General features: G+C 69.3%; 25 protein-coding genes. 15 read left to right on the top strand and 10 right to left on the bottom strand.

Features of this window, described 5'->3' with window-relative positions:
• Window positions 1–19 precede the first annotated feature (19 nt).
• On the bottom strand, window positions 20–706 hold the full coding sequence (locus JWP54_RS13710) for an energy-coupling factor ABC transporter ATP-binding protein (RefSeq protein ID WP_297373000.1): 687 nt from the start codon (window positions 704–706) through the stop codon (window positions 20–22).
• Complete coding sequence (locus tag JWP54_RS13705) at window positions 703–1,311, bottom strand: biotin transporter BioY (RefSeq protein ID WP_297372998.1); 609 nt, start codon at window positions 1,309–1,311, stop codon at window positions 703–705. The genes JWP54_RS13710 and JWP54_RS13705 overlap by 4 nt, the downstream gene beginning before the upstream one ends.
• A 197-nt stretch (window positions 1,312–1,508) precedes the next feature.
• Between JWP54_RS13705 and JWP54_RS13700 the strand changes: the two genes are divergently transcribed.
• Window positions 1,509–1,778, top strand: a complete 270-nt coding sequence (locus tag JWP54_RS13700) for a GlsB/YeaQ/YmgE family stress response membrane protein (protein ID WP_297372996.1) — start codon at window positions 1,509–1,511, stop codon at window positions 1,776–1,778.
• A 6-nt stretch (window positions 1,779–1,784) separates the two neighbouring features.
• Here the strand turns inward: JWP54_RS13700 and JWP54_RS17795 are convergent, their stop codons facing one another.
• From JWP54_RS17795 to JWP54_RS13685, 4 genes are all read right to left on the bottom strand, one after another.
• Window positions 1,785–2,936 (bottom strand): glycoside hydrolase family 15 protein, encoded by a 1,152-nt coding sequence (locus JWP54_RS17795; protein WP_367274228.1) that lies wholly within the window; start codon window positions 2,934–2,936, stop codon window positions 1,785–1,787.
• Window positions 2,937–2,973: 37 nt separating this feature from the next.
• Window positions 2,974–3,480 carry a trehalase-like domain-containing protein gene (locus tag JWP54_RS17790; RefSeq protein WP_367274230.1) on the bottom strand — a complete coding sequence of 169 codons (507 nt, stop codon included), beginning with the start codon at window positions 3,478–3,480 and terminating at the stop codon, window positions 2,974–2,976.
• A gap of 145 nt (window positions 3,481–3,625) precedes the next feature.
• Complete coding sequence (locus JWP54_RS13690) at window positions 3,626–4,090, bottom strand: hypothetical protein (protein WP_297372994.1); 465 nt, start codon at window positions 4,088–4,090, stop codon at window positions 3,626–3,628.
• Between the two features lie 107 nt (window positions 4,091–4,197).
• A complete protein-coding gene (locus JWP54_RS13685) occupies window positions 4,198–4,422 on the bottom strand; it encodes a hypothetical protein (protein ID WP_297372992.1) in 225 nt (74 codons plus the stop codon).
• Between the two features lie 192 nt (window positions 4,423–4,614).
• Between JWP54_RS13685 and JWP54_RS13680 the strand changes: the two genes are divergently transcribed.
• Genes JWP54_RS13680 through JWP54_RS13670 form a run of 3 tightly spaced genes read left to right on the top strand, consistent with a single transcriptional unit; the run spans window position 4,615 to window position 10,116 of the window.
• Entirely contained in the window at window positions 4,615–5,241 is a 627-nt protein-coding gene (locus JWP54_RS13680) for a TetR/AcrR family transcriptional regulator (protein ID WP_297372991.1), read from the top strand.
• A gap of 4 nt (window positions 5,242–5,245) precedes the next feature.
• Window positions 5,246–8,167: an MMPL family transporter gene (locus tag JWP54_RS13675; protein ID WP_297372989.1), complete on the top strand. Its 2,922-nt coding sequence runs from the start codon at window positions 5,246–5,248 to the stop codon at window positions 8,165–8,167.
• Window positions 8,164–10,116, top strand: a complete 1,953-nt coding sequence (locus JWP54_RS13670) for a YhgE/Pip family protein (protein WP_297372987.1) — start codon at window positions 8,164–8,166, stop codon at window positions 10,114–10,116. Before JWP54_RS13675 ends, JWP54_RS13670 begins: the two co-directional genes overlap by 4 nt.
• A 79-nt stretch (window positions 10,117–10,195) precedes the next feature.
• Here JWP54_RS13670 and JWP54_RS13665 read toward each other — a convergent pair whose 3' ends face one another.
• The gene (locus tag JWP54_RS13665) at window positions 10,196–11,062 is read right to left on the bottom strand and encodes a sugar phosphate isomerase/epimerase (RefSeq protein ID WP_297372985.1); all 867 of its coding nucleotides are present in this window, start codon (window positions 11,060–11,062) and stop codon (window positions 10,196–10,198) included.
• Here JWP54_RS13665 and JWP54_RS13660 point away from each other — a divergent pair.
• The 5 genes from JWP54_RS13660 (at window position 11,061) to ilvC (ending at window position 18,658) form a co-directional block, all read left to right on the top strand.
• Entirely contained in the window at window positions 11,061–13,382 is a 2,322-nt protein-coding gene (locus tag JWP54_RS13660) for a bifunctional alpha,alpha-trehalose-phosphate synthase (UDP-forming)/trehalose-phosphatase (RefSeq protein WP_297372983.1), read from the top strand. The genes JWP54_RS13665 and JWP54_RS13660 overlap by 2 nt on opposite strands.
• A 90-nt stretch (window positions 13,383–13,472) precedes the next feature.
• Complete coding sequence (gene ilvD / locus JWP54_RS13655) at window positions 13,473–15,167, top strand: dihydroxy-acid dehydratase (RefSeq protein ID WP_297372981.1); 1,695 nt, start codon at window positions 13,473–13,475, stop codon at window positions 15,165–15,167.
• Between the two features lie 38 nt (window positions 15,168–15,205).
• Window positions 15,206–17,056: an acetolactate synthase large subunit gene (locus tag JWP54_RS13650; protein WP_297372979.1), complete on the top strand. Its 1,851-nt coding sequence runs from the start codon at window positions 15,206–15,208 to the stop codon at window positions 17,054–17,056.
• Between the two features lie 2 nt (window positions 17,057–17,058).
• On the top strand, window positions 17,059–17,568 hold the full coding sequence (gene ilvN / locus JWP54_RS13645; protein ID WP_297372977.1) for an acetolactate synthase small subunit: 510 nt from the start codon (window positions 17,059–17,061) through the stop codon (window positions 17,566–17,568).
• A gap of 61 nt (window positions 17,569–17,629) precedes the next feature.
• Entirely contained in the window at window positions 17,630–18,658 is a 1,029-nt protein-coding gene (ilvC, locus tag JWP54_RS13640) for a ketol-acid reductoisomerase (protein ID WP_297372975.1), read from the top strand.
• Window positions 18,659–18,805: 147 nt separating this feature from the next.
• Here the strand turns inward: ilvC and JWP54_RS13635 are convergent, their stop codons facing one another.
• A complete protein-coding gene (locus JWP54_RS13635; protein WP_297372973.1) occupies window positions 18,806–19,894 on the bottom strand; it encodes an alpha/beta hydrolase in 1,089 nt (362 codons plus the stop codon).
• Window positions 19,895–19,949: 55 nt separating this feature from the next.
• On the opposite strand from JWP54_RS13635, the gene JWP54_RS13630 reads away from it, so the two are divergent.
• The 3 genes from JWP54_RS13630 to JWP54_RS13620 all read left to right on the top strand — a co-directional run bounded on the left by JWP54_RS13630 (window position 19,950) and on the right by JWP54_RS13620 (window position 21,560).
• Window positions 19,950–20,615: a DUF998 domain-containing protein gene (locus JWP54_RS13630; RefSeq protein ID WP_297373015.1), complete on the top strand. Its 666-nt coding sequence runs from the start codon at window positions 19,950–19,952 to the stop codon at window positions 20,613–20,615.
• Between the two features lie 76 nt (window positions 20,616–20,691).
• On the top strand, window positions 20,692–21,189 hold the full coding sequence (locus tag JWP54_RS13625; protein ID WP_297372971.1) for a DNA polymerase III subunit gamma/tau: 498 nt from the start codon (window positions 20,692–20,694) through the stop codon (window positions 21,187–21,189).
• Window positions 21,189–21,560, top strand: coding sequence for a bacitracin resistance protein (locus tag JWP54_RS13620; RefSeq protein WP_297372969.1), 372 nt, complete (start codon window positions 21,189–21,191; stop codon window positions 21,558–21,560). Before JWP54_RS13625 ends, JWP54_RS13620 begins: the two co-directional genes overlap by 1 nt.
• A 7-nt stretch (window positions 21,561–21,567) precedes the next feature.
• Here the strand turns inward: JWP54_RS13620 and JWP54_RS13615 are convergent, their stop codons facing one another.
• Complete coding sequence (locus tag JWP54_RS13615; protein WP_297372967.1) at window positions 21,568–21,969, bottom strand: DoxX family membrane protein; 402 nt, start codon at window positions 21,967–21,969, stop codon at window positions 21,568–21,570.
• A 97-nt stretch (window positions 21,970–22,066) separates the two neighbouring features.
• On the opposite strand from JWP54_RS13615, the gene serA reads away from it, so the two are divergent.
• A complete protein-coding gene (gene serA / locus JWP54_RS13610) occupies window positions 22,067–23,659 on the top strand; it encodes a phosphoglycerate dehydrogenase (protein ID WP_297372965.1) in 1,593 nt (530 codons plus the stop codon).
• Between the two features lie 66 nt (window positions 23,660–23,725).
• Here serA and JWP54_RS13605 read toward each other — a convergent pair whose 3' ends face one another.
• The gene (locus JWP54_RS13605) at window positions 23,726–23,977 is read right to left on the bottom strand and encodes a DUF6458 family protein (protein WP_297372963.1); all 252 of its coding nucleotides are present in this window, start codon (window positions 23,975–23,977) and stop codon (window positions 23,726–23,728) included.
• A 172-nt stretch (window positions 23,978–24,149) separates the two neighbouring features.
• On the opposite strand from JWP54_RS13605, the gene JWP54_RS13600 reads away from it, so the two are divergent.
• Window positions 24,150–25,229, top strand: coding sequence for a 3-isopropylmalate dehydrogenase (locus JWP54_RS13600; protein WP_297372961.1), 1,080 nt, complete (start codon window positions 24,150–24,152; stop codon window positions 25,227–25,229).
• A 15-nt stretch (window positions 25,230–25,244) separates the two neighbouring features.
• Window positions 25,245–25,822: aminotransferase class IV (locus JWP54_RS13595; protein ID WP_297372959.1), on the top strand; the 578-nt coding region annotated here is incomplete at its 3' end.

The raw sequence follows: 25,822 nt of genomic DNA, 5'->3' as shown, positions 1-25,822 counted from the left end.
GCTCATCGGGACAGGCCGATCATGACAGCAGGCTCAGGTACGCCGTGAGCGCCGCCGCCGGCACGTCGTCCGCCACGACCCGGCCCTCGTCGATCACGAGGACCCGGTCGAAGCCCTCGAGAACGTCGAGGTCGTGGGTCACCACGATCACCTGCTGGGTCAGCGACACCAGCAGCCCGGTGATCAGGCGGGTGTTACGGGCATCCAACAGGGTGGTCGGCTCGTCCGCCACGACGATGCTGGGCCCGGCGACCAGCACGGCGGCCAGCGCGAGGAGCTGCTTCTGGCCGCCCGAGAGACGGTGGGCGGGGCGGTCCGCCAGGTGAGCGAGCCCGAACCGGTCGAGCGCCTCCGCGGTGCGGGCGGCGATGTCGGTGGCGTCCAGGCCGCGCCGCCGCAGGGTGAAGGCCACGTCCTCCTGCACGGTGGGCATCACAATCTGGTTGTCCGGGTTGGTGAAGATGAACCCCACCTCGCGCCGCACCAGCTTGGCCTGCCGGCGCACATCGAGGCCGTTCACCGTGACGGAGCCACTGGTCGGGGTGACCAGGCCGTTGATCATGCGGGCCAGCGTCGACTTGCCGCTGCCGTTGGCGCCGACGATTCCGATGCGGCGTTCGGTGAGGTGCAGGTCGATGTCGGTCAGCACCGGACGGTCGTCGAAGCCGTGCGAGACGTCCTCGAAACGAATGCCGGCAGCGCTCACGCGTCCACCCGGATGTCGGCGGCGGGGCGCCGCGCCGGGATCAGGCCGGGATAGGCCTTGTGTACCTGCTTGGCGACCAGCACCGTGACGACCACCTTGACCAGGTCGCCCGGCAGGAACTTCGCGCTGTCCACCAGGGCCGCCCACAGCGGCAGCCCCAGGTTGATGGCGGTGACGGGAACCCCGATCAGGTACACGGCGACGATGCCGCCCAGCACGGTGGCGCCCAGGGCCGGCCAGAACGGGTACCGCGGCAGCAGCCAGCTGGTCAGGGCGCCGATCACGAGCACCCCGAGCAGCCAGCCGTAGGGGTAGCCGGCCGCGGGGGAGGTGGTGAACCAGACCAGTCCGCCCCGGCCGCCGGAGAGCAGCGGCAGGCCGGCGGCCGCCAGCACGAGCAGCAGGAGCACCGCCAGGAAGCCCTTCCGCGCGCCGAGGATCGCGCCGGCCAGCATCACGCCCAGGGTCTGGAAGGTGATCGGCACGGCGCTGGCCCCGATGGCGATGGCACCGGGGAAGCCGAGGGCGGCGATCAGGGCGGCGAAGATGGCGATCTGCGCGAGATCGCGCACGCTGAGGCGGGGGAGGGAGGCATGGGCTGTCATGGTCTTCAATCTAGAATTCGGCATGACGTCGGCGCAGTGGAATACCTACAAAGAATTCGGGTGATCTCTGACGCAACCCGGCCGCCCGCCAACCGAACCGCTGATGGCTGCGCCTATCGGCAGGGCGAGTACGGCTTTATGATCGTGGCAGCCGGCCGGCGAGTCCACCGAAGCCGGGACAACGGAAGGCTGTCACCATGGGATTCTTCGGTTTTCTCCTTCTCGGTCTGCTGGCCGGCGCGATCGCCAAGCTGATCCTGCCCGGGCGGCAGGGCGGTGGCTGGTTCGTGACCCTGCTTCTCGGCGTGGTCGGCGCGCTCCTCGGTGGCTGGATCGCCAGTCTGCTCTTCAACATCGACATGGGAACGTTCTTCGACCTGCGCACCTGGGTGATCGCCATCCTGGGTTCGATCGTCGTTCTGCTGATCTACGGTCTCGTGACTCGCAACCGCACCAGTTCGTCCTGACCCGCGTCAGGCCGCGGCGGACCGCGCCGTGGCCAGGGCGAGGGCGTCGGCCGCGCGCACCAGGGTCAGGTGGCTCAGGGCCTGGGGCGTGTTGCCGGCGTGATGCCCCGTGGACACGTCGTACTCCTCCGCCAGAAGGTCCACGTCGTTCGCCAGGCCCACCAGGCGTGCCATCAGCTCCCGCGCATCATCGGTGCGGCCGGACGCCGCGTACTGCTCGACCAGCCAGAAGGAGCAGGCCAGGAACGGGTGCTCGCCGGGTTCCAGGCCGTCCAGGGCCGCCCGGCTCGTGTACCGCAACAGCAGGCCCTCGCGCAGCAGGTCGGTTTCGATGGCCGCGACCGTGCCGAGCATCCGGGGGTCGTCGGCGGCGCAAGAACCCCCCTGCGGCAAGACCAGCAGTGACGCGTCGACCTCGTCGCTGCCGAAGGACTGGGTGTAGCAGCCGCGTGCCACGTCGAACCCGCGCTCCTCGATATCCCGGCGGTCCTCGCTCCGGATGCGTCGCCAGCGCTCGAGCGGGCCGGGCAGGCCGTATTCGGTGATCCCCCGCACCGCCCGGTCGAAGGCCGCCCACACCATCACCCGGGAGTGGGTGAACTCCCGGGCCGGCCCGCGCACCTCCCAGATGCCCTGGTCGGGCCGGCGCCAGTTCGCCTCGAGGTAAGCCATCAGGGCCAGTTGCAGCGGCCAGGAGAACTCGGTCTCCTCCACCCCGGCGCCACGGGCCTCGTGCAGGGCCACCATCACCTCGCCCACGATGTCGGATTGGAACTGGCCCACGGCGCCGTTGCCTACCCGCACCGGCGCCGCGCCCCGGTGGCCCGGCAGGCTGGACAGCTCCCGTTCGGGCAGGTATCGTTCCCCGGCGAGGCCGTACATGATCTGGATGTCGTTCGGGTCGCCGGCGATGGCGCGCAGCAACCAGCCCCGCCAATCCTCCGCCTCGACCTCGTAGCCGTGCGAGAGCAGCACCGACAGTGTGAGCGAGGCGTCGCGCAGCCACACGTACCGGTAGACCCAGTTGCGGCTGCCGCCGGCGAACTCCGGCAGCGAGGTGGTGGCCGCGGCGACGATCCCGCCGGTGGCCTCGTGGGTCAACGCCCGCAGGACCAGCAGCGAACGCACCACGGCGTCGCGGAACGGCCCCTCGTGCACGCAGCTATCCGCCCAGCCCGCCCACCACGTGGCCGTGTCAGCGAGGGAGCTCGAAACGTCCAGCGCCGGCGGCAGCGGGAGGTGCGAGGCAGGTGAGCTGCAGGCTGACACTCTCGTGCTGGGAGACCGTGGACCGGGCCTCGTGCCGGTGGTCGGCGGCGTGCAGGGCGGGTCCGCGCACCACCACGGCATCCGGCCCGGCCACGGCAATGAGCCCCGGGGACTTCTCGTGCCGCAGCTGTCGTACCCAGGGCACGGTGGCGCGGTAGCCGAACCGCAGGCGCAGGTCCTGCACCATGTCGACGGAGCCGGCCAGGCCGCGCACGGTACGCACCACATCCGACCGGCCGTCGCCGTGGGGCATGAACTCGGTCACCTCGACGACGCCGGTCCTGGTGGTCCAGACCGTGCGGAGGATGAAGCTCTCACCCAGGTAGGAGCGGCTGGCCGTGGCCGTGGCGTCGGCCGGGGCAAGGAACCAACGGCCGTGGTCTTCGGTGCCGAGCACAGCCCCGAACATCGATGCGGAATCGTACCGCGGCAGACAGAGCCAGTCGATACTGCCGTCACGGCCGACAAGGGCCGACGAGGGCCGCCGAGTGGCAGTCGCTCAGGAGGGCGTAGTCCTCGATGTGTTGCGCCATGGAGTCATCCTCACACGGGCAGCAGGCCGCCGGCGGCCAATGGGGTCAGGCGACCAGGCGGGAGGTGGTGCGGCTGGCCGCGCGGGCGCCCTCGTGCTGTTCGGCCCACACCGAGATGGGAGCCGGGTTCCACGGCAGCGCCGTCGGTTCGGCGCCGGAGGAGACCAGGATCGCCTCGGTGGTCACAGCGGTGATGCCGTCAACCGGAGTGTCGGTGCGCGGCTCGGCAATATTCGCCGGGGCCGCCACCTCCTCGGTGCGCAGACGAGTCGTCTCGGTGGTCAGGATCCGGGTGAGCGAGGTGGCGATCTGGGACGCCTTGAGGTCGTGGAAGATCATGTCGGTGTCATCGGCCTGACGGGGAACGAGGGTCCACGCGCCGTCCGCGCCGACGAGCTCGGCGAGCGCGGAGTGCAGGTGTTCGAAGATTTGGGCGTCACTGAGCTCTGGCAGGGCGGGGACCACCGGCGCGAGGACAACGGGTGCGGTGCGACGTCGACGACCGAACATCGTGAGCCCCTTCCTTCTAACTGCGTGAGAAGTCCAGTTTCGCCGTCCTGACTGCGAACGCAGGGGCGGACACGCCGCAGACGCCGTACTGGCGGGGCGGACGGGCCCTATTTCTTCCTGGCCTTCTTCTCGTCGGCCGCCGTGCGGCTGGTCAGCGACTTCTCGTCGGCGTCCTTGACGACGTTTCCGACGGCGACGGCGACGCTCAGGCCCCAGCCGATCCAGGTGAGCACGAGACGCCAGTCCCGCGGTCCGTGCCGAGTCGCCTGCAGGATGTTCCACCCGCCGGCCACGACACCGATCATGGCGCCATTGAACAAAAACTTTCGCATGTGAGCCTCCTGAGTTCTACGCTACCGGGGCGATCGACGATGACGCCAGTCGGCCGGGCGCGGCTAGATGTCCTGGTGGGGATCATAGCCAGTAACTTCCCGTGCCCGGCGCCGAGAATGCTTCGCTGGATGTTTCCCGACAATCTGACCGATCGTGCAGAAGCTGACCGATCGGACAACTAGCGTTGGCGAGTGATCACCGACGCAACTACCGCCGCCAGCACCGCGCGCCAGACGACGAGCGACGAACTGCGCCTGACCGCACTCGAACAGTTCGCCTCGGTCGGGTTCGCCGGAGCCTCCCTGGCGCACATCGCGGATGTCGCCGGCTACTCGAAATCCAGTGTGCTCTACCACTTCGCCTCCAAGGAGGCGCTGCTCGAGGCCGTGCTCACCCCGGCGATCGACCGCCTCGAGGAGATCCTCGAGAGGTTCCTCGCCACGCCGGAGACCGAGGCCAGCCGGCTGCGCTTCGTCGACGACTTCATCGACTTCATCCTCGAGTTCAGGCTCGAGTTGCACACCTTCATCAACCAGGCCCAGTCCCTCACGGGCATCGCGGTCATCGACCGGGCCGGCCTGCTCATCGTGAAGCTGTCCAACGCCATCTGCGACCACAACGCCAGCGTCGAAGACCAGATCCGGTTCGGCATGGCCCTCGGCGGCGCGGCATACACCCTCGTCGCCGGTATGAACTTCAGCACACCGGTGACACGCCCCGAGGTTTCGCCGACGGAGGTCCGCGACGCGCTGCGGGTCGTCATCATCGAGCTCCTCGCCCCGGTCTCCGTCCGCCCGCAGCCCGAAACCTGGAAGTAAACCCATGGCAACCTTCCTCTACCGCATCGGTCACTTCGCCTACCGACGGGCCTGGCTGGTCATCGGCGTCTGGATCGTGATCCTCGGCGGCATCCTGGGCGCCAACGCCGCGCTCGGCGGCGCCACCCAGGAATCCTTCGCGATTCCCGGCACCGAGTCGCAGGACGCCATCGACAAGCTCGCCGAGGTCTTCCCGCAGGCCGCCGGAGCGAGCGTCCAGGTGGTCTACCAGGCGCCGGACGGCGCCTCCGTCAGTGACCCCGCCTACCAGGAAGCCATCACCTCGATGGCCACCGAACTGACCGACGTCGCCGGCGTGAACAGCGTCATCGACCCGTTCTCCGAATACGCCTCCGACGCCATCTCGGCCGACGACACCACCGCCTTCACCCAGGTGCAGCTCGAGGGGCAGTCCTCCGACGTCTCCGAGGCCACCATCGACGAGGTCCTGGCCACGGCCGACACCGCCAGGACCGCCGGCCTCACCGTCGCATTCGGCGGCCAGGTCTTCCAGGACAACACCTTCGGCATCACCGTCACCGAAATCTTCGGCGTGCTCTTCGCCGGTGTGGTCCTGGTGATCACCTTCGGTTCGCTGATGTCGGCCGGCATGCCGCTGCTGATGGCGCTCGTCGGCGTCGGCGTCGCGATCGGCGGCATCGGCGCCATTTCGGCCTTCGTGCCGGTGTCGAGCACCGCACCGATGCTGGCGATGATGCTGGGCCTGGCCGTCGGGATCGACTACTCCCTGTTCATCCTTTCCCGGCACCGGAACCAGCTGGCCAACGGGGTGGATCCGCACGAATCGGCGGCGACCAGCGTGGCCACGGCCGGCAGTGCCGTGGTCTTCGCGGGCATCACCGTCATCATCGCGCTGCTGGGCCTGCTCGTGGTCGGCATCCCCTTCCTCAGCGTCATGGGCATGGGCGCGGCGTTCGCCGTGCTGATCTCGATCGGCGTTGCGATCACCCTGCTGCCGGCCGTGCTGGGACTCGCCAGGGGCCGCCTCGCCCCCAAGCCGGGCAGCCGCGGGCACCGCAGGGCCACCACTCCCGACACCGGCCGGCCCACCCTGGGCCACCGCTGGGTCGCGATCGTGCTGAAGGCCCCGGTGGTGGCCGTGCTGGCCGTCGTGGGCATCCTCGGCGTGCTGGCGATCCCCGCGCTCAGCCTCGACCTCAACCTGCCCGACAGCGAGTCCGAGCCCGTCGACTCCACCCAGTACCAGGCCTTCGAACTCATCAAGGACGGCTTCGGGCCCGGTTACAACGGGCCGCTGATCGTGATGGTCGACATCACCCAGACCACCGACATAACCGGCGACCTCGGCACCATCGCCGCCGACCTCCGCGACCTGCCCGACGTGGCCTTCGTGAGCGTCGGCCAGCCGAACGCGACCGTCGACACCGCCATCATTCAGGTGATGCCGGAGAGCGGGCCCAGCTCGCCCAAGACCAAGGACCTCGTGCAGGCCATCCGCGACCTGGCCCCGGCCATCGACGACGACCTGGGCACCCCCGTCACCATCACCGGCGCCACGGCGGTGTCCATCGACATCTCCAACCGGCTGACCAACGCCCTGTTGCCGTTCGCGCTGATCGTCGTCGGGCTCTCGGTGATCCTGCTCACCATGGTGTTCCGCTCCATCTTCGTGCCGGTCAAGGCGGCGCTGGGGTTCCTACTGTCGGTGTTCGCGTCGCTCGGCGCCACCGTGGCGATCTTCCAGTGGGGCTGGCTGGCCGAGGTGATCGGTGTCGCCAACCCCGGTCCCATCCTCAGCTTCCTGCCGATCCTGCTGATGGCGGTGCTGTTCGGCCTCGCCATGGACTACGAGGTCTTCCTGGTGTCGGGCATGCGCGAGGAATTCGTTAAGACGCACGACGCCCGCCGCTCCGTGGTGCACGGCTTCTCGCACGCTGCCCGGGTGGTGACGGCGGCCGCGCTGATCATGTTCTTCGTCTTCTTCGCCTTCGTGCCGGAGGGCTCCGGCGCCATCAAGGGCATCGCGTTCGCCCTCGCCGTCGGGGTCTTCCTCGACGCGTTCCTGGTGCGGATGACCCTGGTCCCGGCGGCCATGGCACTGGCCGGCAACGCCGCCTGGTGGTTGCCGCGCGGGCTCGGCCGCATCCTGCCCAACGTGGACATCGAGGGGGAGGGCCTCCGCCGCCACCTCGACGACAGCGCCTGGGCGCGGGCCCAGACCGACGACATCACCGCGGACGCCCTCGTCGTCGGCCTGCCGGAGAGCCGCCTGGGTCCGATCGACCTGAACGTCGACGCCGGCAGCGTGCTGGTGATCACCGGGGCGGACTCCGCCCGGCGAGTGCTCGCCGCCACCCTGGCGGGCCGTCTGGACCCCGTCGACGGCCGCCTGCAGGTGCGCGGCGCCGCGCTGCCCTCCGACCGCGGCATCGCGATGCGCACGGTGGCGTTGGCCGACGTGTCCGACAGCCGGGACAACGGGCTCACCGTGGGAGAGCTGATCGCCGAGCGCCTCGACCTGGTGCGGTCGCCGATCCGCGCGCGCACCCGGCGCGCCGACCTGGAGCACTGGATCGACCGGCTGAACACGGCCCTCGGCGACACCGACCGTCCCCTCACCCTGGGCACGACCGTGTCGTCGGTGTCGGCCCTTGCGCGTGCGGCCAGCCTCGCCGCCGCCGCCCTGTCGGAACGCCCCGGCGTCTTGATCGTCGAGCTCGGCGACGGCTTGCCGGCGGACGCCGCCGGGCGCGACCCGGCCGCCGTATTCGCGGCGCTGACCCCCGCGGGGACCACGCTGATCCTGAGCGCATCCGCCGTCGACCGGGTCGATCCCGCCGTGACCCAGGAACGGGGCCTGCAGCGGTTCGACCTCGCCACAATCTCGTCGTTCACCGCGCGCTCCACCGACCGCACCGAAACCGGAAAGGCCCTGCACCGATGAGCACCAGGCTCGACAGACTCTTCAGCCGCACCCCCGGCCAGCGCCGCGGCGCGCTCGTGACCGGCCTGGCCGTACTCATCGTGGTGCCGCTGGCCGTGGCCGGGCTCTTCGCCGGTGCCCTGAACACCGCCGACGAACGGGTCGAGACCCTGCCGGCGCTCGTGGTGAACGACGACGAATTCGTCACCACCACCCTGCCGGACGGCACCGAGCAGATGGTCCTGGCCGGCCGCCAACTCGTGACCGAACTCACCAAGCCGGCCACCGAAGGCTCGACGACCGGTTTCGCATGGGAGATCTCCAACGCCGAGGACGCCGGCAAGGCTCTCGCCGACGGCACCGCCTACGCGGTGCTCACCATCCCGGCCGATTTTTCCAGGTCGGTGACGTCACTCTCCGGCGCCACCCCGACGCAGGCCGACCTGGCCATCCGCACCGACGACGCGCACTCCTTCCTGGCCGGATCGGTCGCGCAGTCCATCGGCGGCGCCCTCACGGGCGCCTTCGGCACCGAGATCACCAAGCAGTACCTCGGCGGGCTGTACACCAGCCTCGGCACCCTCGGCGACTCCCTCGTCGCCGCCGCCGACGGCTCCGCCCAGCTGGCCGCCGGCCTCTCGGGCGTTGCGACCGGGCTGGACGCCCTGGCCACCGGCACCCAGACCACGGCCGACGGAGCCGCCTCCGCGGCCACCGGCGCGGCGGGCTTGGCCACCGGGGTCGGCTCGTACACCGGGGGAGTGGATGCCCTCAGCAGCGGCCTGGGCAGTCTGGACTCCGGAGCCGCCGGCCTGACCCAGCTCGGCGACGGGGTCGCCGCGTACACCGACGGTGTGACGCAAGCCGCCGACGGCATCGACCAGCTCGGCAGTGTCGCCGCGTCCATCCCGGCAGCCGCGCTCACCCCACTGGACCCGCAGACCCGGGCCGCCGTGCAAGGCGTCCTCGGTGGTGTGGTGCAGGCCAAGGACGGCCTGAACGCCCTGGCCGGCTCCGGTGCCACGCTGAGCGAGCAGACCACGACGGCTGTGACCGGCGTGCAGGGCGGCATCGCCCAGAGCGCCGCCGGCGCCGCGCAACTCGCGGCCGGTTCCGAGAGCGTGCGCACGGGCGCCGCCGACCTCGCCACCGGGATCGGCAGCCTGTCCGACGGCGTGGCCCAGCTCGCCACCGGTTCCGCCGAGGCAGCCGCGGGGGCGCACCAGCTCCAGACCGGGGCCGGCGCGCTCGCCGGCGGCCTGGCCACCGGCGCGGAGAGCGCCTTGGCACTCACCGACCTCGACCCCACCAGCACCGCCGACGTCGTCGCCGAACCCATCACCCTCGCGATGGAACGCGACAACCCGCTCGATTCGATCGGCCCGATCATCGGCATGCTGTTCCTGCCCGTCGGCCTCTGGATCGGGGCGCTGGCGATCTTCCTGGTGCTGAAGCCGCTGTCGGCCATCGCGCTGGCGTCGACCGCGAGTACCGGCCGGCTGGTCTGGCAGGGCCTCGGCCGGGGCATGCTGATCGCGGCGGCCCAGGCCGTGGCGGTGGTGGTGCTGCTGCACACCACGCTCGGGGTCGACTGGGCGCTGGCGCCGGCCACGCTGGGCTTCGCCCTGCTGGTCGCCGGGTCCTTCGTCACGGTGAACCACGTGCTCACCACGGCGTTCGGCCGCATCGGCATCGTCGTCTCGCTGGTGCTGCTCACCCTGCAACTCGTCGCCGTCGGCGGGCTCTACCCGATCGAGCTGGTCTCGGCACCGTTCCGCGCCCTCAGCCCCTACCTGCCGCTCACCTGGGCCGTGCAGGGCATCCAGGCCATCATCTCCGGTGGCAACGGGTCCGACGTCGCCGGGGCTGTCGTCGCCCTGCTGCTCTTCGCCGCGGTAGCCACGCTGCTGTCGTTGGCGGTGGTCGCCCGGCGCCGAGGAGCTCGCTCCTTCGCCCTCTCCGCCGCGTGACCGCACTCCGAAAAAAGGAAATAGTGGCTCTACAAGGACGGGAATCGAGATCCGGTCCTTATTTCCGGCCGATGTCCTTTCAGCGTCCGTCGGAAGTTGTGGCGGCGGCTGTGTGTAGTCGCGCGAAAGCGAGGGTCTCCCTCAGCAGGGCCAGGCGGGTGGCCTCGGTGCGGGCGGTGCGGGTGTTGATCTCCGCGACGACGGCGCCGGTCCAGTCCGCGGCGGCCAGCAGCTGCAAGACCTCGGCCACGGGCTCGGCACCGTGGCCGGGCAGCAGGTGCTCGTCGAAGACCCGGCCCTCGCCCTGGGAACCGGAACCGTCGCAGAGGTGCACGTGGCGCAGCCGCCCGCCCAGCGCGGTGGCCATGGCCAGGCTGTCCTGGCCGCTGAGTGAACAGTGCGAGAAGTCCAGGGTCACGGCCGGGCAGTCCATGAGGGTCGGGTCCCAGCCGGGGGAGTAAGCCTTCACGCCGCGCCCTCCGATCTTCCACGGGAACATGTTCTCCACGGCGATCTGCAGCCCGGTGACGGTGCCCAACTCCCGCACGATCCCGAGGAAATCCTCCGAGTAGCCGGCCTGCCAGCGAAACGGCGGATGCACCACCACGGTGTCGGCACCGACCTGGGCGGCCAGGGCGGCCGACTTCTCCAGCTTCACCCGCGGGTCCCGGCCCCAGACGAAGTGGGTGAGCAGCAGCACCGGGGCGTGGATCGAGAGGATCGGCAGGCCGTACCGCTCCGAGAGGGCCGTCAGCGTCACCGGATCCTGGGTGGCCTCATCCCGGGTGACCATCACCTCGACGCCGTCGTAGCCGGCCGTGTCCGCCAGCCTGAACGCGTCTTCTAGAGGCAGCGGATGGACGCAGGTGGTGCTCATGCCGATGCGAATCACGGCGTCAGCGTAGTCTTCGCTGGTAACCTCGAGGTGCAGCCAGGTGCTCCGCATGGGCGGGCACCGGAATGGACGAGTCATCGAAACCGCACCCGACACCACACCCGACGCGACAGCGGACACGGCCCCCGAGGGCACAGACCCGCAGACGGCCTCCGAGCCCGGTCCCGATTCGGTCGCGCCAGGTCACTTCGACCTCGTCGTGGTCTCCAACCGGCTGCCCGTCGACTACGAGGTGACCGAGGACGGCACCGAAAGCTGGCGTACCTCGCCCGGCGGGCTGGTCACCGCGCTCGAGCCGATGATGCGCGCCTCCGACGGCGCCTGGGTGGGCTGGCCGGGTGTGGCCGACCGCGAGTTCGAACCGTTCGAGAACGACGGCATCTCGATCGTCCCCGTGCGGCTCAGCACCAGCGACCTCGAGCTGTACTACGAGGGTTTCTCGAACGACACCCTGTGGCCGCTCTACCACGATGTCATCGCGTCGCCCAGCTACCACCGCGAGTGGTGGGAGGCATACGTGCAGGTCAACCGGCGCTTCGCGACGGCGGCAGCGGCATCCGCAGCCCCCGGCGCCACCGTCTGGGTGCACGACTACCAGCTGCAGCTGGTGCCGCGGATGCTTCGCGACGCCCGCCCCGACCTCGTCATCGGGTTCTTCAACCACATCCCGTTCCCGCCGTACGGCATCTTCGCCCAGTTGCCCTGGCGCAAGCAGATCCTCGACGGCCTTCTCGGCGCCGACCTGATCGGCTTCCAGCGACTGGCCGACGCCGGCAACTTCTCCCGCGCGGTGCGCCGCCTGTTCGGCTACTCCACCCGCGGCGTCGCCGTGGACGTGCCCAGCCAGAACGGCCAGCACCGCCGCGTCATCGCCAAACACTTCCCGATCTCGATCGACGCCGCAGCCTACGAAGAGATGGCCCGGCGCCCGGAGATTCAGGAACGCGCCCGACAGATCCGCGCCGACCTCGGCAACCCCAAGACGATCATGCTCGGCGTCGACCGCCTCGACTACACCAAGGGCATCGGCCACCGCATCAAGGCGTTCGGCGAGCTCCTCGAGGACGGTCAGCTGAACGTCGAGGACGTCACCCTGGTGCAGGTCGCCAGCCCGTCCCGCGAACGGGTCGCCACCTACATGCAGCTGCGCGACGAGATCGAACTCGCCGTCGGCCGGGTGAACGGCGACTACTCCACCATCAGCCACACCGCCATCAGCTACCACCACCACGGCTACCCGCGTGAAGAGATGGTGGCGCTGTACCTGGCCGCCGACGTGATGCTCGTCACTGCACTTCGCGACGGGATGAACCTGGTCGCCAAGGAGTACGTGGCCGTGCGCTATGACGGTGACGGGGTGCTCGTCCTGAGCGAGTTCGCCGGCGCGGCCGACGAGCTCAAGCAGGCCGTGCTCATCAACCCGCACGACATCGACGGCATGAAGGCGTCGATCATGAAGGCCATCAACATGCCCAAGCGCGAACGCACCCGGCGGATGCGGGCCCTGCGCCGCAAGGTCTTCGACAACGACGTGGCCGCCTGGAGCGCGTCGTTCCTGCAGACCCTCACCGGCGGCGCCGCCGTTCCGAGCGGCGTACCGGAGAACCTGGTCAACGCGCTCCGTGACCTCAGCCAGGCCGAGACCATCCTGGTGGCCCTGGACTTCGACGGCACCCTGGCCCCGCACGTCGACGAGCCGGAGGATGCCCGCGCTGTCGACGGCACCCACGACGTCGTGCAGCGCCTGCTCGACCAGCCGGGCGTGCGGGTCGCGTTCGTCTCCGGGCGCGCGCTGGTGAGCCTCAAGCACGTGGCCGAGCCGCAGAGCGACGTGCTGCTGACCGGGTCGCACGGCATCGAGGTGCAGCTGGATGCCAGCGGCATCGAACTGGGCCTGGAGTCCGAAGAGGTCGAGAAGCTGGACACCCTCTCCCGGGTGCTCGAGCGCATCTCCGGGCCGGTGTCCGGCACCTGGATCGAGCAGAAGCCCGCCGGGCTCGCCCTGCACACCCGCCTGGCCACCGCACAGGACGGCCAGGCCGTGCAGCGGGAGGCCCGCGACCAGCTCGCCGAGCTGCTGCCGTCGCTCACCGTGCGCGAGGGCAAGAATGTGCTGGAGTTCTCCGTGCGCTCGAGCACCAAGGGCGACGCCCTCGAACGCCTCCGGGTGCACACCGGCGCCGACCGGGTGCTCTACGCCGGCGACGACGTCACCGACGAGGATGCCTTCACCGTGCTGGGCGAGGGCGACCTCGGGCTGAAGATCGGACCGGGCGCCACCCTGGCCGGGTACCGGGTGCGCAGCCCCAAGGAGGTCACCCAGGTGCTCGCGCTCCTGGCCGACTTCCGCGCCGCGGCCCAGCAGGAGTAGCCGGCGGAGCAGGCGGCTCGCCACGCGCATGCCGCCCGCACCGGCGCGGGCGTGCCGCCCGGTACGCCCGCGACGTTCTAGACTCGGTGCATGCCTGAGTACGATATGAAACCCCGCAGCCGCGACGTCACGGATGGCATCGAAGCCACCACCTCCCGCGGAATGCTCCGCGCCGTCGGGATGGGCGACGCCGACTGGGACAAACCCCAGATCGGCATCGCGAGCTCGTGGAACGAGATCACCCCGTGCAACCTGTCCCTGGACCGCCTCGCGCAGGCCTCCAAGGAGGGTGTGCACTCCGGTGGCGGCTACCCGCTGCAGTTCGGCACCATCTCCGTCTCCGACGGCATCTCGATGGGCCACGAGGGCATGCACTTCTCCCTGGTCTCCCGTGAGGTCATCGCCGACTCCGTCGAGGTCGTCATGCAGGCCGAACGCCTCGACGGCTCCGTGTTGCTGGCCGGCTGCGACAAGTCGCTGCCCGGCATGCTGATGGCCGCCGCGCGCCTGGACCTCGCCAGCGTCTTCCTCTACGCCGGGTCCATCGCACCCGGCTGGGTGAAGCTCTCCGACGGCACCGAAAAAGACATCACCATCATCGACTCGTTCGAAGCCGTCGGCGCCGTGAAGGCCGGCCGGATGAGCGAGGCCGACGCCAAGCGCATCGAGTGCGCCTTCGCCCCCGGCGAGGGTGCCTGCGGTGGCATGTACACCGCCAACACCATGGCCAGCGTCGCAGAGGCCCTGGGCATGAGCCTGCCCGGCTCCGCCTCGCCCGCCTCCGCAGACCGCCGCCGGGACTACTACGCGCACCGCTCCGGCGAGGCCGTCGTCAACCTGCTGCGCCTCGGGATCACCGCTCGGGACATCCTCACCAAGAAGGCGTTCGAGAACGCCATCGCCGTGGCCATGGCCTTCGGTGGTTCCACCAACGTGGTGCTGCACCTGCTCGCCATCGCCCAGGAGGCCGAGGTCGAGCTCACCCTCGACGACTTCAACCGCATCGGCGACAAGGTGCCGCACATCGGCGACCTCAAGCCCTTCGGCAAGTTCGTCATGAACGACGTCGACCGCCACGGCGGCGTGCCCGTCGTGATGCGCGCCCTGCTCGAGGCCGGCCTCATCCACGGTGACTGCCTCACCGTGACCGGCAAGACCGTGGCCGAGAACCTCGCCGAGATCGACCCGCCGGAGCTCGACGGCACGGTCCTGCGCACCCTGGACAACCCCATCCACGCCTCCGGCGGCATCACCATCCTCAAGGGAACCATCGCCCCGGAGGGCGCCGTCGTCAAGACCGCCGGCTTCGACAGCGACATCTTCGAGGGCCCCGCCCGGGTCTTCGAGCGCGAGCGCGCGGCCATGGACGCCCTCACCGCCGGCGAGATCCTCAAGGGCGACGTCGTCGTCATCCGCTACGAAGGCCCCAAGGGCGGCCCCGGTATGCGTGAGATGCTCTCGATCACCGCCGCCATCAAGGGCGCTGGGCTCGGAGCCGATGTACTACTATTAACTGATGGTCGATTCTCAGGCGGCACAACCGGACTGTGTATCGGCCATATAGCACCCGAAGCGGTGGACGCAGGTCCCATCGCCTTCGTGCGCGATGGTGATCTGATACGGGTCGATATCGCAGCTCGCACGCTTGACCTACTGGTCGACCCAGCAGAGCTGGCCGCCCGCCGAGAAGGCTGGGCTCCACTTCCTCCCCGTTACACCCGTGGCGTCCTCGCCAAGTACTCCAAGCTCGTGCAGTCAGCGGCCCTTGGCGCGACCACGGGCTGATTGACACCATCCGTCACCGATTAAGGGAATTGCCTCTCATGACCACGGAACCCTATCCCGTGCCATCCCCGTCCGTTTCTACGCCGTCGGCGCCGACGCCGTCCGGGCCCACCCCGGGCCCGGCCGACGCCGCCCCGGGAACGCCCGAAGTCCTCACCGGCTCCGGCGCGATCCTGCAGACGCTCAAGCTGCTCGGCGTCACCGACGTCTTCGGGCTCCCCGGCGGCGCCGTCATCCCGCTCTACGACGAGCTGATGAACCAGGACGACATCCGCCACATCCTGGTACGCCACGAGCAGGGCGCCGGCCACGCCGCCGAGGGCTACGCGTCCTCGAGCAACCGGGTCGGGGTGGCCATCGCCACCTCCGGCCCGGGCGCGACCAACCTGGTCACCGCCATCGCCGACGCCTACATGGACTCGGTGCCGCTGCTGGCCATCACCGGCCAGGTCTTCAGCACCCTGATGGGCACGGATGCCTTCCAGGAGGCCGACATCGTCGGCATCACCATGCCGATCACCAAGCACTCCTTCCTGGTGAAGCGGCCGGAAGACATCCCCGCGGCTCTCGCCTCGGCGTTCCTGATCTGCAACACGGGCCGCCCCGGCCCGGTGCTGGTGGACATCACCAAGGACGCGCAGCAGAACTCGGCCCCGTTCCTCTGGCCGCCCAAGCTCGACCTGCCCGGCTACCGGCCGATCACCAAGGCGCACGGCAAGCAGGTGCAGGCCGCGGCCGCTCTGCTGGCCGGTGCCAAGAAGCCGGTGCTGTACGTCGGCGGCGGCGTCATCCGCGCCAAGGCGTCACCCGAACTGCTCGAGTTCGCCGAACTCACCAACACGCCCGTCGTCACCACCCTGATGGCCCGCGGCGCGTTCCCGGACTCGCACGAGCAGCACCTGGGCATGCCCGGCATGCACGGCACGGTCTCGGCGGTGCTCGCGCTGCAGGAGTCCGACCTGATCATCGCGCTCGGCGCCCGCTTCGACGACCGCGTCACCGGCAAGGCGTCCGAGTTCGCCCCGCACGCCACGATCGTGCACGTCGACGTGGACCCGGCCGAGATCGGCAAGATCCGCGCCGCCGACGTGCCCATCGTCGGTGACGCCAAGGATGTCATCGCCGACCTCACCACGGCCTACCGCGACGCCATCACGACGACCACCCCGGACGTGGCGGAGTGGTGGACCTACCTCAACGGCCTGCGCAAGCAGTTCCCGCTGGGCTACACCGAGCCCGCCGACGGCCTCCTCGCCCCGCAGTACGTGATCCAGCGCATCGGCGAGCTCACCGGACCGGAGGGCGTCTACGCCGCCGGCGTGGGCCAGCACCAGATGTGGGCCGCGCAGTTCATCAAGTACGAACGGCCCAACTCCTGGCTCAACTCCGGCGGCGCCGGCACCATGGGCTACTCCGTTCCCGCGGCCATGGGCGCCAAGGTCGCCGAACCCGACCGGATGGTCTGGGCGATCGACGGCGACGGCTGCTTCCAGATGACCAACCAGGAGCTCGCCACCTGCACGATCAACAACATCCCCATCAAGGTGGCGATCATCAACAACTCGTCCCTCGGCATGGTGCGCCAGTGGCAGTCCCTGTTCTATGACGGCCGGCACTCCTTCACCGACCTCAACACCGGTCACGGCACCGCTATGGTGCCCGACTTCGTGAAGATGGCCGACGCGTACGGCGCCCTGGGCATCCGGGTCACCAGCGCCGACCAGGTCGACGACGCGATCAAGCTCGCCCTGGCGACCAACGACCGGCCCGTGGTGATCGACTTCATCGTGAGCCGCGACGCCATGGTGTGGCCGATGGTGCCGCAGGGCCTCAGTAACTCGTCCGTGCAGTACGCCAAGGACCACGCCCCCACCTGGGGAGAGGAGTAACCATGAGCACCCACGTTCTCAGCCTCCTCGTCGAGGACAAACCGGGTCTGCTGACCCGGGTCGCCGGCCTGTTCGCCCGCCGCGGTTTCAACATCGAGAGCCTCGCGGTGGGCCACAGCGAGATCCCCGGCCTCTCGCGCATCACGATCCTGGTGGACGTCGAAGACGCCCCGCTGGAACAGGTGACCAAGCAGCTGAACAAGCTGATCAATGTCATCAAGATCGTCGAACTGGACCCGGCCCTGTCGGTGCATCGCGAACACCTGCTCGTCAAGGTGCGGGCGGACAACACCACCCGCTCGCAGGTGCTCGAAGCCGTCACGCTGTTCCGGGCCCGCGTCGTCGACGTGTCCACGGATGCCGTCGTCATCGAAGTGACCGGCGACTCCGGCAAGATCCAGGCGTTCCTGCGCGTGGTCGAGCCCTACGGCATCAAGGAGATCGCCCAGTCCGGGCTGCTCGCCATCGGCCGGGGATCCAAGTCGATCACCGAACGCGTCTTCAAGAACTAGGTCTCGACCAGCTCGACCCAAGCGTTTTAATTACTGACCAACAACCAAGGAGAACAACACATTGTCTGAAATCTTCTACGACAAAGATGCCGACCTGTCCCTGATCCAGGGCAAGAAGGTGGCCGTCATCGGCTATGGCTCGCAGGGCCACGCCCACGCGCAGAACCTCCGCGACTCCGGCGTCGAGGTCGTCATCGGACTCAAGGACGGCTCGAAGTCCACGCCGAAGGCCGAGGAAGCCGGCTTCACCGTCAAGAGCGCCGCCGAGGCATCCGCCTGGGCCGACGTCATCGTGGTGCTCGCTCCCGACCAGGTGCAGCGTCACCTCTACAAGGACGACATCCTCCCGAACCTCGCCGAGGGCAAGGCTCTCGTCTTCGGTCACGGCTTCAACATCCGCTTCGGCTACATCGAGGCGCCCGCGGGCGTCGACGTGGTCATGGTCGCCCCCAAGGGCCCGGGCCACACCGTGCGCCGCGAGTTCGAGGCCGGCCGTGGCGTTCCCGTCATCGTCGCCGTCGAGAAGGACGCTTCGGGCAACGCCTGGCCGCTGACCCTCAGCTACGCCAAGGCGATCGGTGGCCTGCGCGCCGCCGGCATCAAGACCACCTTCACCGAAGAGACCGAGACCGACCTGTTCGGTGAGCAGGCCGTTCTGTGCGGTGGCGCGTCGCAGCTGATCCAGTACGGCTTCGAGGTTCTCACCGAGGCCGGCTACCAGCCGCAGGTCGCCTACTTCGAGGTCCTGCACGAGCTCAAGCTCATCGTCGACCTGATGTGGGAGGGCGGCATCGCCAAGCAGCGTTGGAGCGTCTCCGACACCGCCGAGTACGGCGACTACGTCTCCGGCCCGCGCGTCATCGACCCGAGCGTCAAGGAGAACATGAAGGCCGTTCTCGCCGACATCCAGAACGGTGCCTTCGCCGAGCGCTTCATCAACGACCAGGACGCCGGAGCTCCCGAGTTCCTGGCCCTGCGCAAGAAGGGCGAAGAGCACCCGATCGAGGCCACCGGCCGCGAGCTGCGCAAGCTCTTCGCCTGGAACGCCTCGAACGACGACGACTACGTCGACGGCGAAGCCGCCCGCTAGCTCGCACTCGTTTCTCCCGCTCCATCCGAAGGGGCCGGTCACTCGACCGGCCCCTTCGGCGTGCCCGGTGCGCCCCGCGACTGCGGGCGTGCGTGAGCTGCCAGTTGTGGCCCTTCGGGACGCTCTGAAGGGGCGTCAATCGGCAACTCACCGGGGAGGATGCAGGTGAGTCGCCACTCGCGGCCCCTTCGGGTGCTCCCCAGGGGCGCAAACTGGCAACTCAGCGCGGGCCCCGGGCAGGCAGCGGGCACGGATGTATTCCGCGATCGGCCCCGGCGTGAGATAGGAGAGATGGGCACCTCCAGTGATCGCGTCCGGCTGGTCGGGGTCTGGGCAGAGGGACTTCGGACTGTCCGGCGCGGCGCTGCCGGGTACGGCGGCGCCGGCGCGTTGGCGAGCCCGGGTGAGCGTCTCGGCGATTTCCCGGAACACGGGCGAGGAGTCGGTGCCGAACGCGAACCGGATGCGCGCGTTGGATGCGCCCGGTGCGACCGGGTCGACGCTCTCCAGCGTGCGCGGCAGGTCGTCCCGAATGAAATTTTCCGCCAGGGCCGCCCCGCGCTCGGTGTACCACTCGAGCCCGGGCGGGGCGTCGAGCGGCCCCCGGCCGTCATCGTCGCCGGTGCCGTCCAGGGTGCCGGCGGGGTCCCGCGCTGCAACGCGGGATACCGCGGTCACGGCGCCGGCCCAGTCGTCGGGGTGGTTTCGCAGGCGCTCCTCCACAGCCTCGGTGGCGCTGGCCAGCAGGGCGGTGCCGGCATCCGTGCTGCGGAAGAAGCCCGGTTCGTAGACGAGGACCTCCCGAACGAGCTCCGGATGCCGCACCGCCAGCCGCACCGCCACGATCCCGCCGGTGCTGGCGCCGAAGATCGCCGCCGGAGCCAGTGCCAGGGTCCTCAGCAGCTCGGCGGCATCGTCGGCGTGCGTGTACGAATCGCACGGCCAGCCCGCCCGGCTGCTCCGCCCGGTGCCGCGGGGATCCCAGGTCACCACCGTGAACCCGGAGACTTTGGGCACGTAGGCGAACCCGACGGCCGCGGCGGACCCGGCGAGCCGCTCGGCGATCGGCCGGAACATCTCGGCGTCGTCGCTGGCGGCGCCGATGATGAGTAGCGCCGGGCCGGCGCCGCGCACCTCGGCGTACAGCCGGCATCCGTTCACGTCGTACCAGCCGGCGGCCGGTGCCGGGGCGCCGGGCAGGGCGAAAGGATTCCGGGTGGACTCATGGTGAGCCATGGCCGAAGTCTACGAGCGGCGTGGGCGGCCCGATAGGCTTCCGCAGGTGAACGCTATGAACGCCGGGGGCGCGGCCAGTGACCCGACCCGGACGACCGGCCGGCTGACGACCCGGCTGCTGGCGAGCGTGGCCGTCGTCGGCGCGGTGCTCTACGTTCTCATCGACATCGTGCTGCAGCTACTGCCGCCGCACTACAGCGTGATCTCGGAGGCCGAGAGCAACCTCGCGGTCGGCCCGTACGGCTGGATCATGAACCTGAACTTCCTGGCCAGGGGAGTGGTCACCGTGTGTGCGGTGGCCGCTCTCGCCCGGTTCGGGCCGCGGTCGCGGCTGCAGCGCGCCGGGCTGGCCCTGATGCTGCTCGCCGGGGCATCGTCCGCAGCGCTGGCGTTCCTGCCCACCGACGTCGCCGCCCCGGACGCGCCCGGCCTTGAGCCGGCGACGCCGCTGGGCACCGCCCACCTGATCGTCGCCACCGTGGGCTTCGTCGCGGCGCTGGCCGCGTTCGGCCTGCTGACCGCGTGGCTCCGCGGCAGCGAGCGGTTGCGGGCGGCCTACCCCGCGGCCCTGCTGTTCACCGTCATCGGCGCCGTCGGCCTGGCCGCCCTGGGCATCGCGATCACGACCGTGCCCGGAGTGATCGGGCTGGCCGAGCGCCTCTGCCTGGCCGGGGTGCTCGGCTGGGTCATCGCGGTCTGCGCCGTGGTACGCCGCCGCTGATGGGGGAAGATATTACGGGTCGGGAACACCGCCGGGTTACCGGCAGTGTGGCGGGGCCGCTCGATAGGCTTGGCACATGACTTCTTCACGGGATGACGACGCGCTCGGCTGGGCCGGCGACGACGATCCCACCCTTGCCACCGGCAGCGGAAGGCCGGCCGCGTCGGCTCCCGTGCCCTCGTCCAACAGCAGCACGACACCGGCTCGGGCTAAAGACCTGCCGAAGGGTTGGGCTGTGACAGGCTCGCCCGGCGGATACGTCGACGCCCCGGCCGGCCGCGCGCCGATGTCGTCCCCGGCCCTCGTGGGACTCGGCATCCTCGCCGGCGTCTACCTGCTCTATACGATCGGGTGGTTCGTGGGAGTCACACGCCTCGACAACCCGCCCGCCGCCCTGCTGAATCAATTCATGTTCTCACTGGGCACCTGGCTCGCCATCGCTGCCCCCGCAGTGTGGTTCGCCTCGTCGTTCTGGCTCACCCGCGGCACACCGCGGCTGCGCTGGACCTGGCTCATCCTGGGTGTCGTCCTGCTGGCCCCACTGCCCTTCATCGCCGGAACCGGGGGACTCTGATGAGCGCCGACAAGACCGTCAAGACGGACCCGTCCGACAAGACTCGCACCCGTCGCACGCCCGCCTGGCTATCGGCGACCATCGCCATCCTGTTCGGGTTGTTCTACGCCTACAGCGCGTGGTCCGGCCTGGAAAATCTGATCGGGCTCAGCAGCATCGCCCAGGGCCTCGACACCTCGCTGAACGGCTTCGGCTGGGGCCTGCTGCTGACAGGTGTGCTCGCTCCCATCGTGGTCTTCGCGATCGCATTCTGGCTCGGTCGCCGTCGCGAAGCCGGCCCGCAGGCGCTGATGCTCCTGGCCGGGCTCTGCCTGGTCTCCGCGCTGAGTCTCGACATCTTCGTGTTCGGCCTCGGGAGCCTGATCGTCTAACCGGAGATCAGCCGCCGAGGCTCACCGCCAGCACCAGGCCGATCAGGACCACCTGTCCGACCAGGCGTGGCACCAGTTGGATCGCCACGGCGCCGAAGCGTTCCTTGTGCCGGGCCGCATAGACGTTGGCCGGGAACACGGCAACAAGAAACACCGCCAGCGCGACTCCTGACGTAACACGGGTGGATTCGACAAAAAGTCCGATTCCGCCGGCGATCTCGCACAACCCGGTGAAGATCACCAGGTTCGTCGGGGAGCGCCACCCCGTCGATCGCAGTGGTGGCGGGATCATGGCGGCCATCGTGCGCTGAACCGCGGGAGCGAAATGGCTGATCCCGGCGCCGACGAAAACCACCGCCAGGACGATCCGCAGCACGGTTAGGACGTTCGTCACAGACTCGGGGCTCATCGCTCCATTCTGCAGCCAGTAAAGTGTTGTGGTATCTGGCGCCCCACGATCGAGGCGCGAGCTTCCCTCGCCTGACGCTTTCTAAGGATCTGTTTTCGTGTCGAAGCCCGTTGTATTAATCGCCGAAGAACTCTCGCCCGCCACCGTCGACGCCCTGGGCCCCGACTTCGACGTGCGCTCTGTGGACGGCACCGACCGTGCCGCGCTGCTGGCCGAGTTGGCCACCGCCAACGCGATCCTGGTTCGCTCCGCGACCAAGGTCGACGCCGAAGCCCTCGCCGCCGCCCCGCACCTCAAGGTCATCGCCCGCGCCGGAGTTGGCCTGGACAACGTCGACATCAAGGCCGCCACCGCCGCCGGCGTCATGGTGGTCAACGCGCCCACCTCCAACATCATCTCCGCCGCCGAGCTCACCGTCGGCCACATCCTCAGCCTGGCCCGCCACATCCCGCCGGCCCACGGCGCCCTGGCGCAGGGCCAATGGAAGCGCTCCAAGTACACCGGCATCGAGCTGTACGAGAAGACCGTCGGCATCATCGGCCTCGGCCGGATCGGCGCCCTCGTGGCCGCCCGCCTGCAGGCCTTCGGCGTGAACATCATCGCGTTCGACCCGTACATCACCTCGGCCCGCGCCCAGCAGCTCGGCGTGCACCCGGTGAGCCTGGACGAGCTGCTCGAGCAGTCCGACTTCGTCACCATCCACATGCCGAAGACCCCCGAGACCACGGGCATGATCAGCGCCCCGCAGCTGAAGCTCATGAAGCCGACCGCGTACGTCGTCAACGTCGCCCGCGGGGGCCTGATCGACGAGGCCGATCTGTACACGGCACTCGTGGACGGCACCATCGCCGGCGCCGGACTGGACGTCTTCGTCAACGAGCCGCCGACCGGCTCGCCGCTGCTCGGCCTCGACAACCTGATCAGCACCCCGCACCTCGGCGCCTCCACTGACGAAGCCCAGGAAAAGGCCGGCGTCTCCGTCGCCAAGTCGGTGCGCCTCGCGCTCTCCGGCGAGCTCGTCCCCGACGCGGTCAACGTGGCCGGCGGCGTCATCGACCCGACCGTTCGACCCGGCATCCCGCTCGTGGAGAAGCTCGGCCAGGTCTTCTCCGGACTCGCCGCACACAGCCCGCTCACCAGCGTCGACGTCGAGGTTCGCGGTGAGATCGTCGAATTCGACGTCTCGGTGCTCAAGCTCGCCGCGCTCAAGGGCATCTTCACCAACGTGGTCAGCGAAACGGTCTCCTACGTCAACGCGCCCCTCCTCGCCGAACAGCGCGGAGTCGCGGTACGCCTGATCACCGAGACCGAGTCGCCCGAATACCGCAACCTGATCACGCTGCGCGGCGCCCTCGCCGACGGCTCGCAGGTCTCGGTCTCCGGCACCCTGGTGGGCACCAAGCAGATCGAGAAGATCGTCGAAGTCAACGGCTACGACGTCGAGGTGCCGTTCGCCGAGCACCTCATTGTGATGCTGTACACCGACCGCCCCGGAATCGTCGCGGTCTACGGGCGCGAGTTCGGCGAGGCCGAGATCAATATCGCCGGCATGCAGATCGCCCGCCACGAGGCCGGGGGTGCCGCGTTGAGCGTGCTCACCGTTGACTCGCCCGTGCCCGCCGCCCTGCTGGCGTCGCTTCGCGAAGCGATCACGGCCGACGTCATGGTCGCAATCGACATCACCGAGTAGCTCCAGATACGAAAAGGCCCCGGATGTGAATCCGGGGCCTTTCGCGTGTGGAGCCGGTGCTGGGAGTCAGATGTCGTCGACCGAGCGCTCCTGCTGGATCGTGCGCTCACCGCTGAGCGGGTCGACACCGGTGCGCGTGGTGCTGATGCTGCTGCGCTTCCGGGTGAGCAAGACCAGCCCGAGGATGAAGACGAGCGCGCCGGCGCCCATCAACAGGTAGCCGACGAGGTCGAGGTCGACCCAGTCGACCTGGATGTTCAGGGCCCACACCAGGATGGCGCCGACGACGAACAGGAAGATTCCCAATCCAATACTCATGGTGAACTGCTTTCTTCGGGAGTGGCACGTGCGCGTCGGCGACGCGCACGGTCAGGGGTTCCCAGCATAGACAGCAGAACGCGCACAGTAGGGTTGATTTGCAGGGTATCTCCAAGCTAATCGCACGCCAATTTCGCCAGCCCACCGGCTGCCTCACCGTAATCGGAGCCGCATGTCCCGCTCAGTCAAGCTCGCAGTCATCGCCGGAGACGGCATCGGCCCGGAGGTCGTCGCCGAGGCGCTGAAGGTGCTCGACGCCGCGACCGCGACCGACGAGGTGACCTTCGAGCTCACCTCCTTCTCGCTCGGAGCCGCCCGGTTCCTCGAAACCGGCGACGTGCTGACCGACGAGGACCTGGCCGCGATCAGTGCGCATGACGCCATCCTGCTCGGCGCCGTCGGGGGAGTCCCCGGCGACCCACGCCTGAAGAACGCGAACATCGAGCGCGGCCTGCTGCTCAAGCTGCGCTTCTCGCTGGACCACTACGTGAACCTGCGCCCGAGCGTGCTCTTCCCCGGCGTGCCGAGCCCGCTCAGTGAGCCCGGCGAGGTCGACTTCGTCGTCGTGCGCGAAGGCACTGAGGGTCCCTACGTCGGCAACGGCGGCGCCATCCGCCAGGGCACGCCGCACGAGGTGGCCAACGAGGTCTCGGTCAACACCGCCTACGGGGTGGAGCGCGTCGTGCGCTACGCCTTCGAGGTCGCCCGGAACCGCCCGCGCAAACGCCTCACCCTGGTGCACAAGACCAACGTCCTGGTGTTCTCGGGGAGCCTGTGGCAGCGCATCGTCACCGAGGTCGCCGCGGAATACCCCGATGTGGCCGTCGACTACCTGCACGTCGACGCGGCGACGATTTTCCTCGTCACAAATCCGGGTAGATTTGACGTCATCGTCACGGATAACCTCTTCGGCGACATTCTCACTGACCTGGCAGCGGCAATCAGCGGCGGCATCGGCCTGGCGGCATCCGGAAATATCAATCCGGACAAACGCTTCCCCAGCATGTTCGAGCCGGTACACGGTTCGGCACCAGACATCGCGGGCCGGCAACTGGCCGATCCGACGGCGGCGATCCTCTCCGTCGCGCTCCTGCTCGACCACCTCGGTCTTGCGGATGCGGCGGCCCGGGTGAGCGCGGCTGTCACGGCCGACATCCAGGCCCGCACCTCCGGCAGCGCCGCCACGGGTCCGCGATCCACCAGCGCCGTCGGCGATGCCATCGTGACCCGCCTGACCGACACTCCCGCCTAACCACAAGGGACCCTCATGAGCCAGCAGACCACCACCTTCCCCCTCGAGTTCGAGCTCACGCCGTCCGAGACCGCGCGCACCAGCGCCGCGCGCGAGACGATCCTCTCCGACCCGGGCTTCGGCAGGCACTTCACCGACCACATGGTCACCATCGACTGGACCGTCGAGGAGGGCTGGCACAGCGCCCGGGTCACCCCGTACGGCCCGCTCCAGCTCGACCCGGCCTCCTCGGTACTGCACTACGGCCAGGAGATCTTCGAGGGCATGAAGGCCTACCGGCACGCCGACGGCTCGATCTGGACCTTCCGCCCCGAGAAGAACGCCGAACGCCTGCAGCGCTCCGCCCGGCGCCTCGCCCTGCCCGAACTGCCCGTTGCCGACTTCATCGAGTCGATCAAGCAGATGATCGCCGTCGACGGCGACTGGGTGCCGAATGCGCCTGAGACCAGCCTGTACCTGCGCCCGTTCATGATCGCGAACGAGAGCTTCCTCGGCGTGCGGGCCGCGCACAAGGTCGGTTACTACGTGATCGCCAGCCCCGCCGGTGCCTACTTCACCGACGGCGTCGCCCCGGTGAGCATCTGGCTGTCCAC

It is taken from the genome of Cryobacterium sp. (assembly GCF_025463825.1).
Taxonomy (GTDB): domain Bacteria; phylum Actinomycetota; class Actinomycetes; order Actinomycetales; family Microbacteriaceae; genus Cryobacterium.
This window is presented reverse-complemented; position numbering and strand designations above follow the sequence as displayed.

Bases quoted from the DNA above. Each gene is read 5' to 3' on its own strand.
- JWP54_RS13625 (WP_297372971.1), top strand. From the start codon at position 20,692: ATGACTTCTTCACGGGATGACGACGCGCTCGGCTGGGCCGGCGACGAC.
- JWP54_RS13660 (WP_297372983.1), top strand. From the start codon at position 11,061: ATGGGCGGGCACCGGAATGGACGAGTCATCGAAACCGCACCCGACACC.
- JWP54_RS13630 (WP_297373015.1), top strand. From the start codon at position 19,950: ATGAACGCCGGGGGCGCGGCCAGTGACCCGACCCGGACGACCGGCCGG.
- JWP54_RS13675 (WP_297372989.1), top strand. From the start codon at position 5,246: ATGGCAACCTTCCTCTACCGCATCGGTCACTTCGCCTACCGACGGGCC.
- ilvN (WP_297372977.1), top strand. From the start codon at position 17,059: ATGAGCACCCACGTTCTCAGCCTCCTCGTCGAGGACAAACCGGGTCTG.
- JWP54_RS13620 (WP_297372969.1), top strand. From the start codon at position 21,189: ATGAGCGCCGACAAGACCGTCAAGACGGACCCGTCCGACAAGACTCGC.
- JWP54_RS13615 (WP_297372967.1), bottom strand. From the start codon at position 21,969: ATGAGCCCCGAGTCTGTGACGAACGTCCTAACCGTGCTGCGGATCGTC.
- JWP54_RS13685 (WP_297372992.1), bottom strand. From the start codon at position 4,422: ATGCGAAAGTTTTTGTTCAATGGCGCCATGATCGGTGTCGTGGCCGGC.
- JWP54_RS13670 (WP_297372987.1), top strand. From the start codon at position 8,164: ATGAGCACCAGGCTCGACAGACTCTTCAGCCGCACCCCCGGCCAGCGC.
- JWP54_RS13690 (WP_297372994.1), bottom strand. From the start codon at position 4,090: ATGTTCGGTCGTCGACGTCGCACCGCACCCGTTGTCCTCGCGCCGGTG.
- JWP54_RS13650 (WP_297372979.1), top strand. From the start codon at position 15,206: ATGACCACGGAACCCTATCCCGTGCCATCCCCGTCCGTTTCTACGCCG.
- JWP54_RS13600 (WP_297372961.1), top strand. From the start codon at position 24,150: ATGTCCCGCTCAGTCAAGCTCGCAGTCATCGCCGGAGACGGCATCGGC.
- JWP54_RS13635 (WP_297372973.1), bottom strand. From the start codon at position 19,894: ATGGCTCACCATGAGTCCACCCGGAATCCTTTCGCCCTGCCCGGCGCC.
- JWP54_RS13605 (WP_297372963.1), bottom strand. From the start codon at position 23,977: ATGAGTATTGGATTGGGAATCTTCCTGTTCGTCGTCGGCGCCATCCTG.
- JWP54_RS13705 (WP_297372998.1), bottom strand. From the start codon at position 1,311: ATGACAGCCCATGCCTCCCTCCCCCGCCTCAGCGTGCGCGATCTCGCG.
- ilvD (WP_297372981.1), top strand. From the start codon at position 13,473: ATGCCTGAGTACGATATGAAACCCCGCAGCCGCGACGTCACGGATGGC.
- JWP54_RS13665 (WP_297372985.1), bottom strand. From the start codon at position 11,062: ATGCGGAGCACCTGGCTGCACCTCGAGGTTACCAGCGAAGACTACGCT.
- JWP54_RS13700 (WP_297372996.1), top strand. From the start codon at position 1,509: ATGGGATTCTTCGGTTTTCTCCTTCTCGGTCTGCTGGCCGGCGCGATC.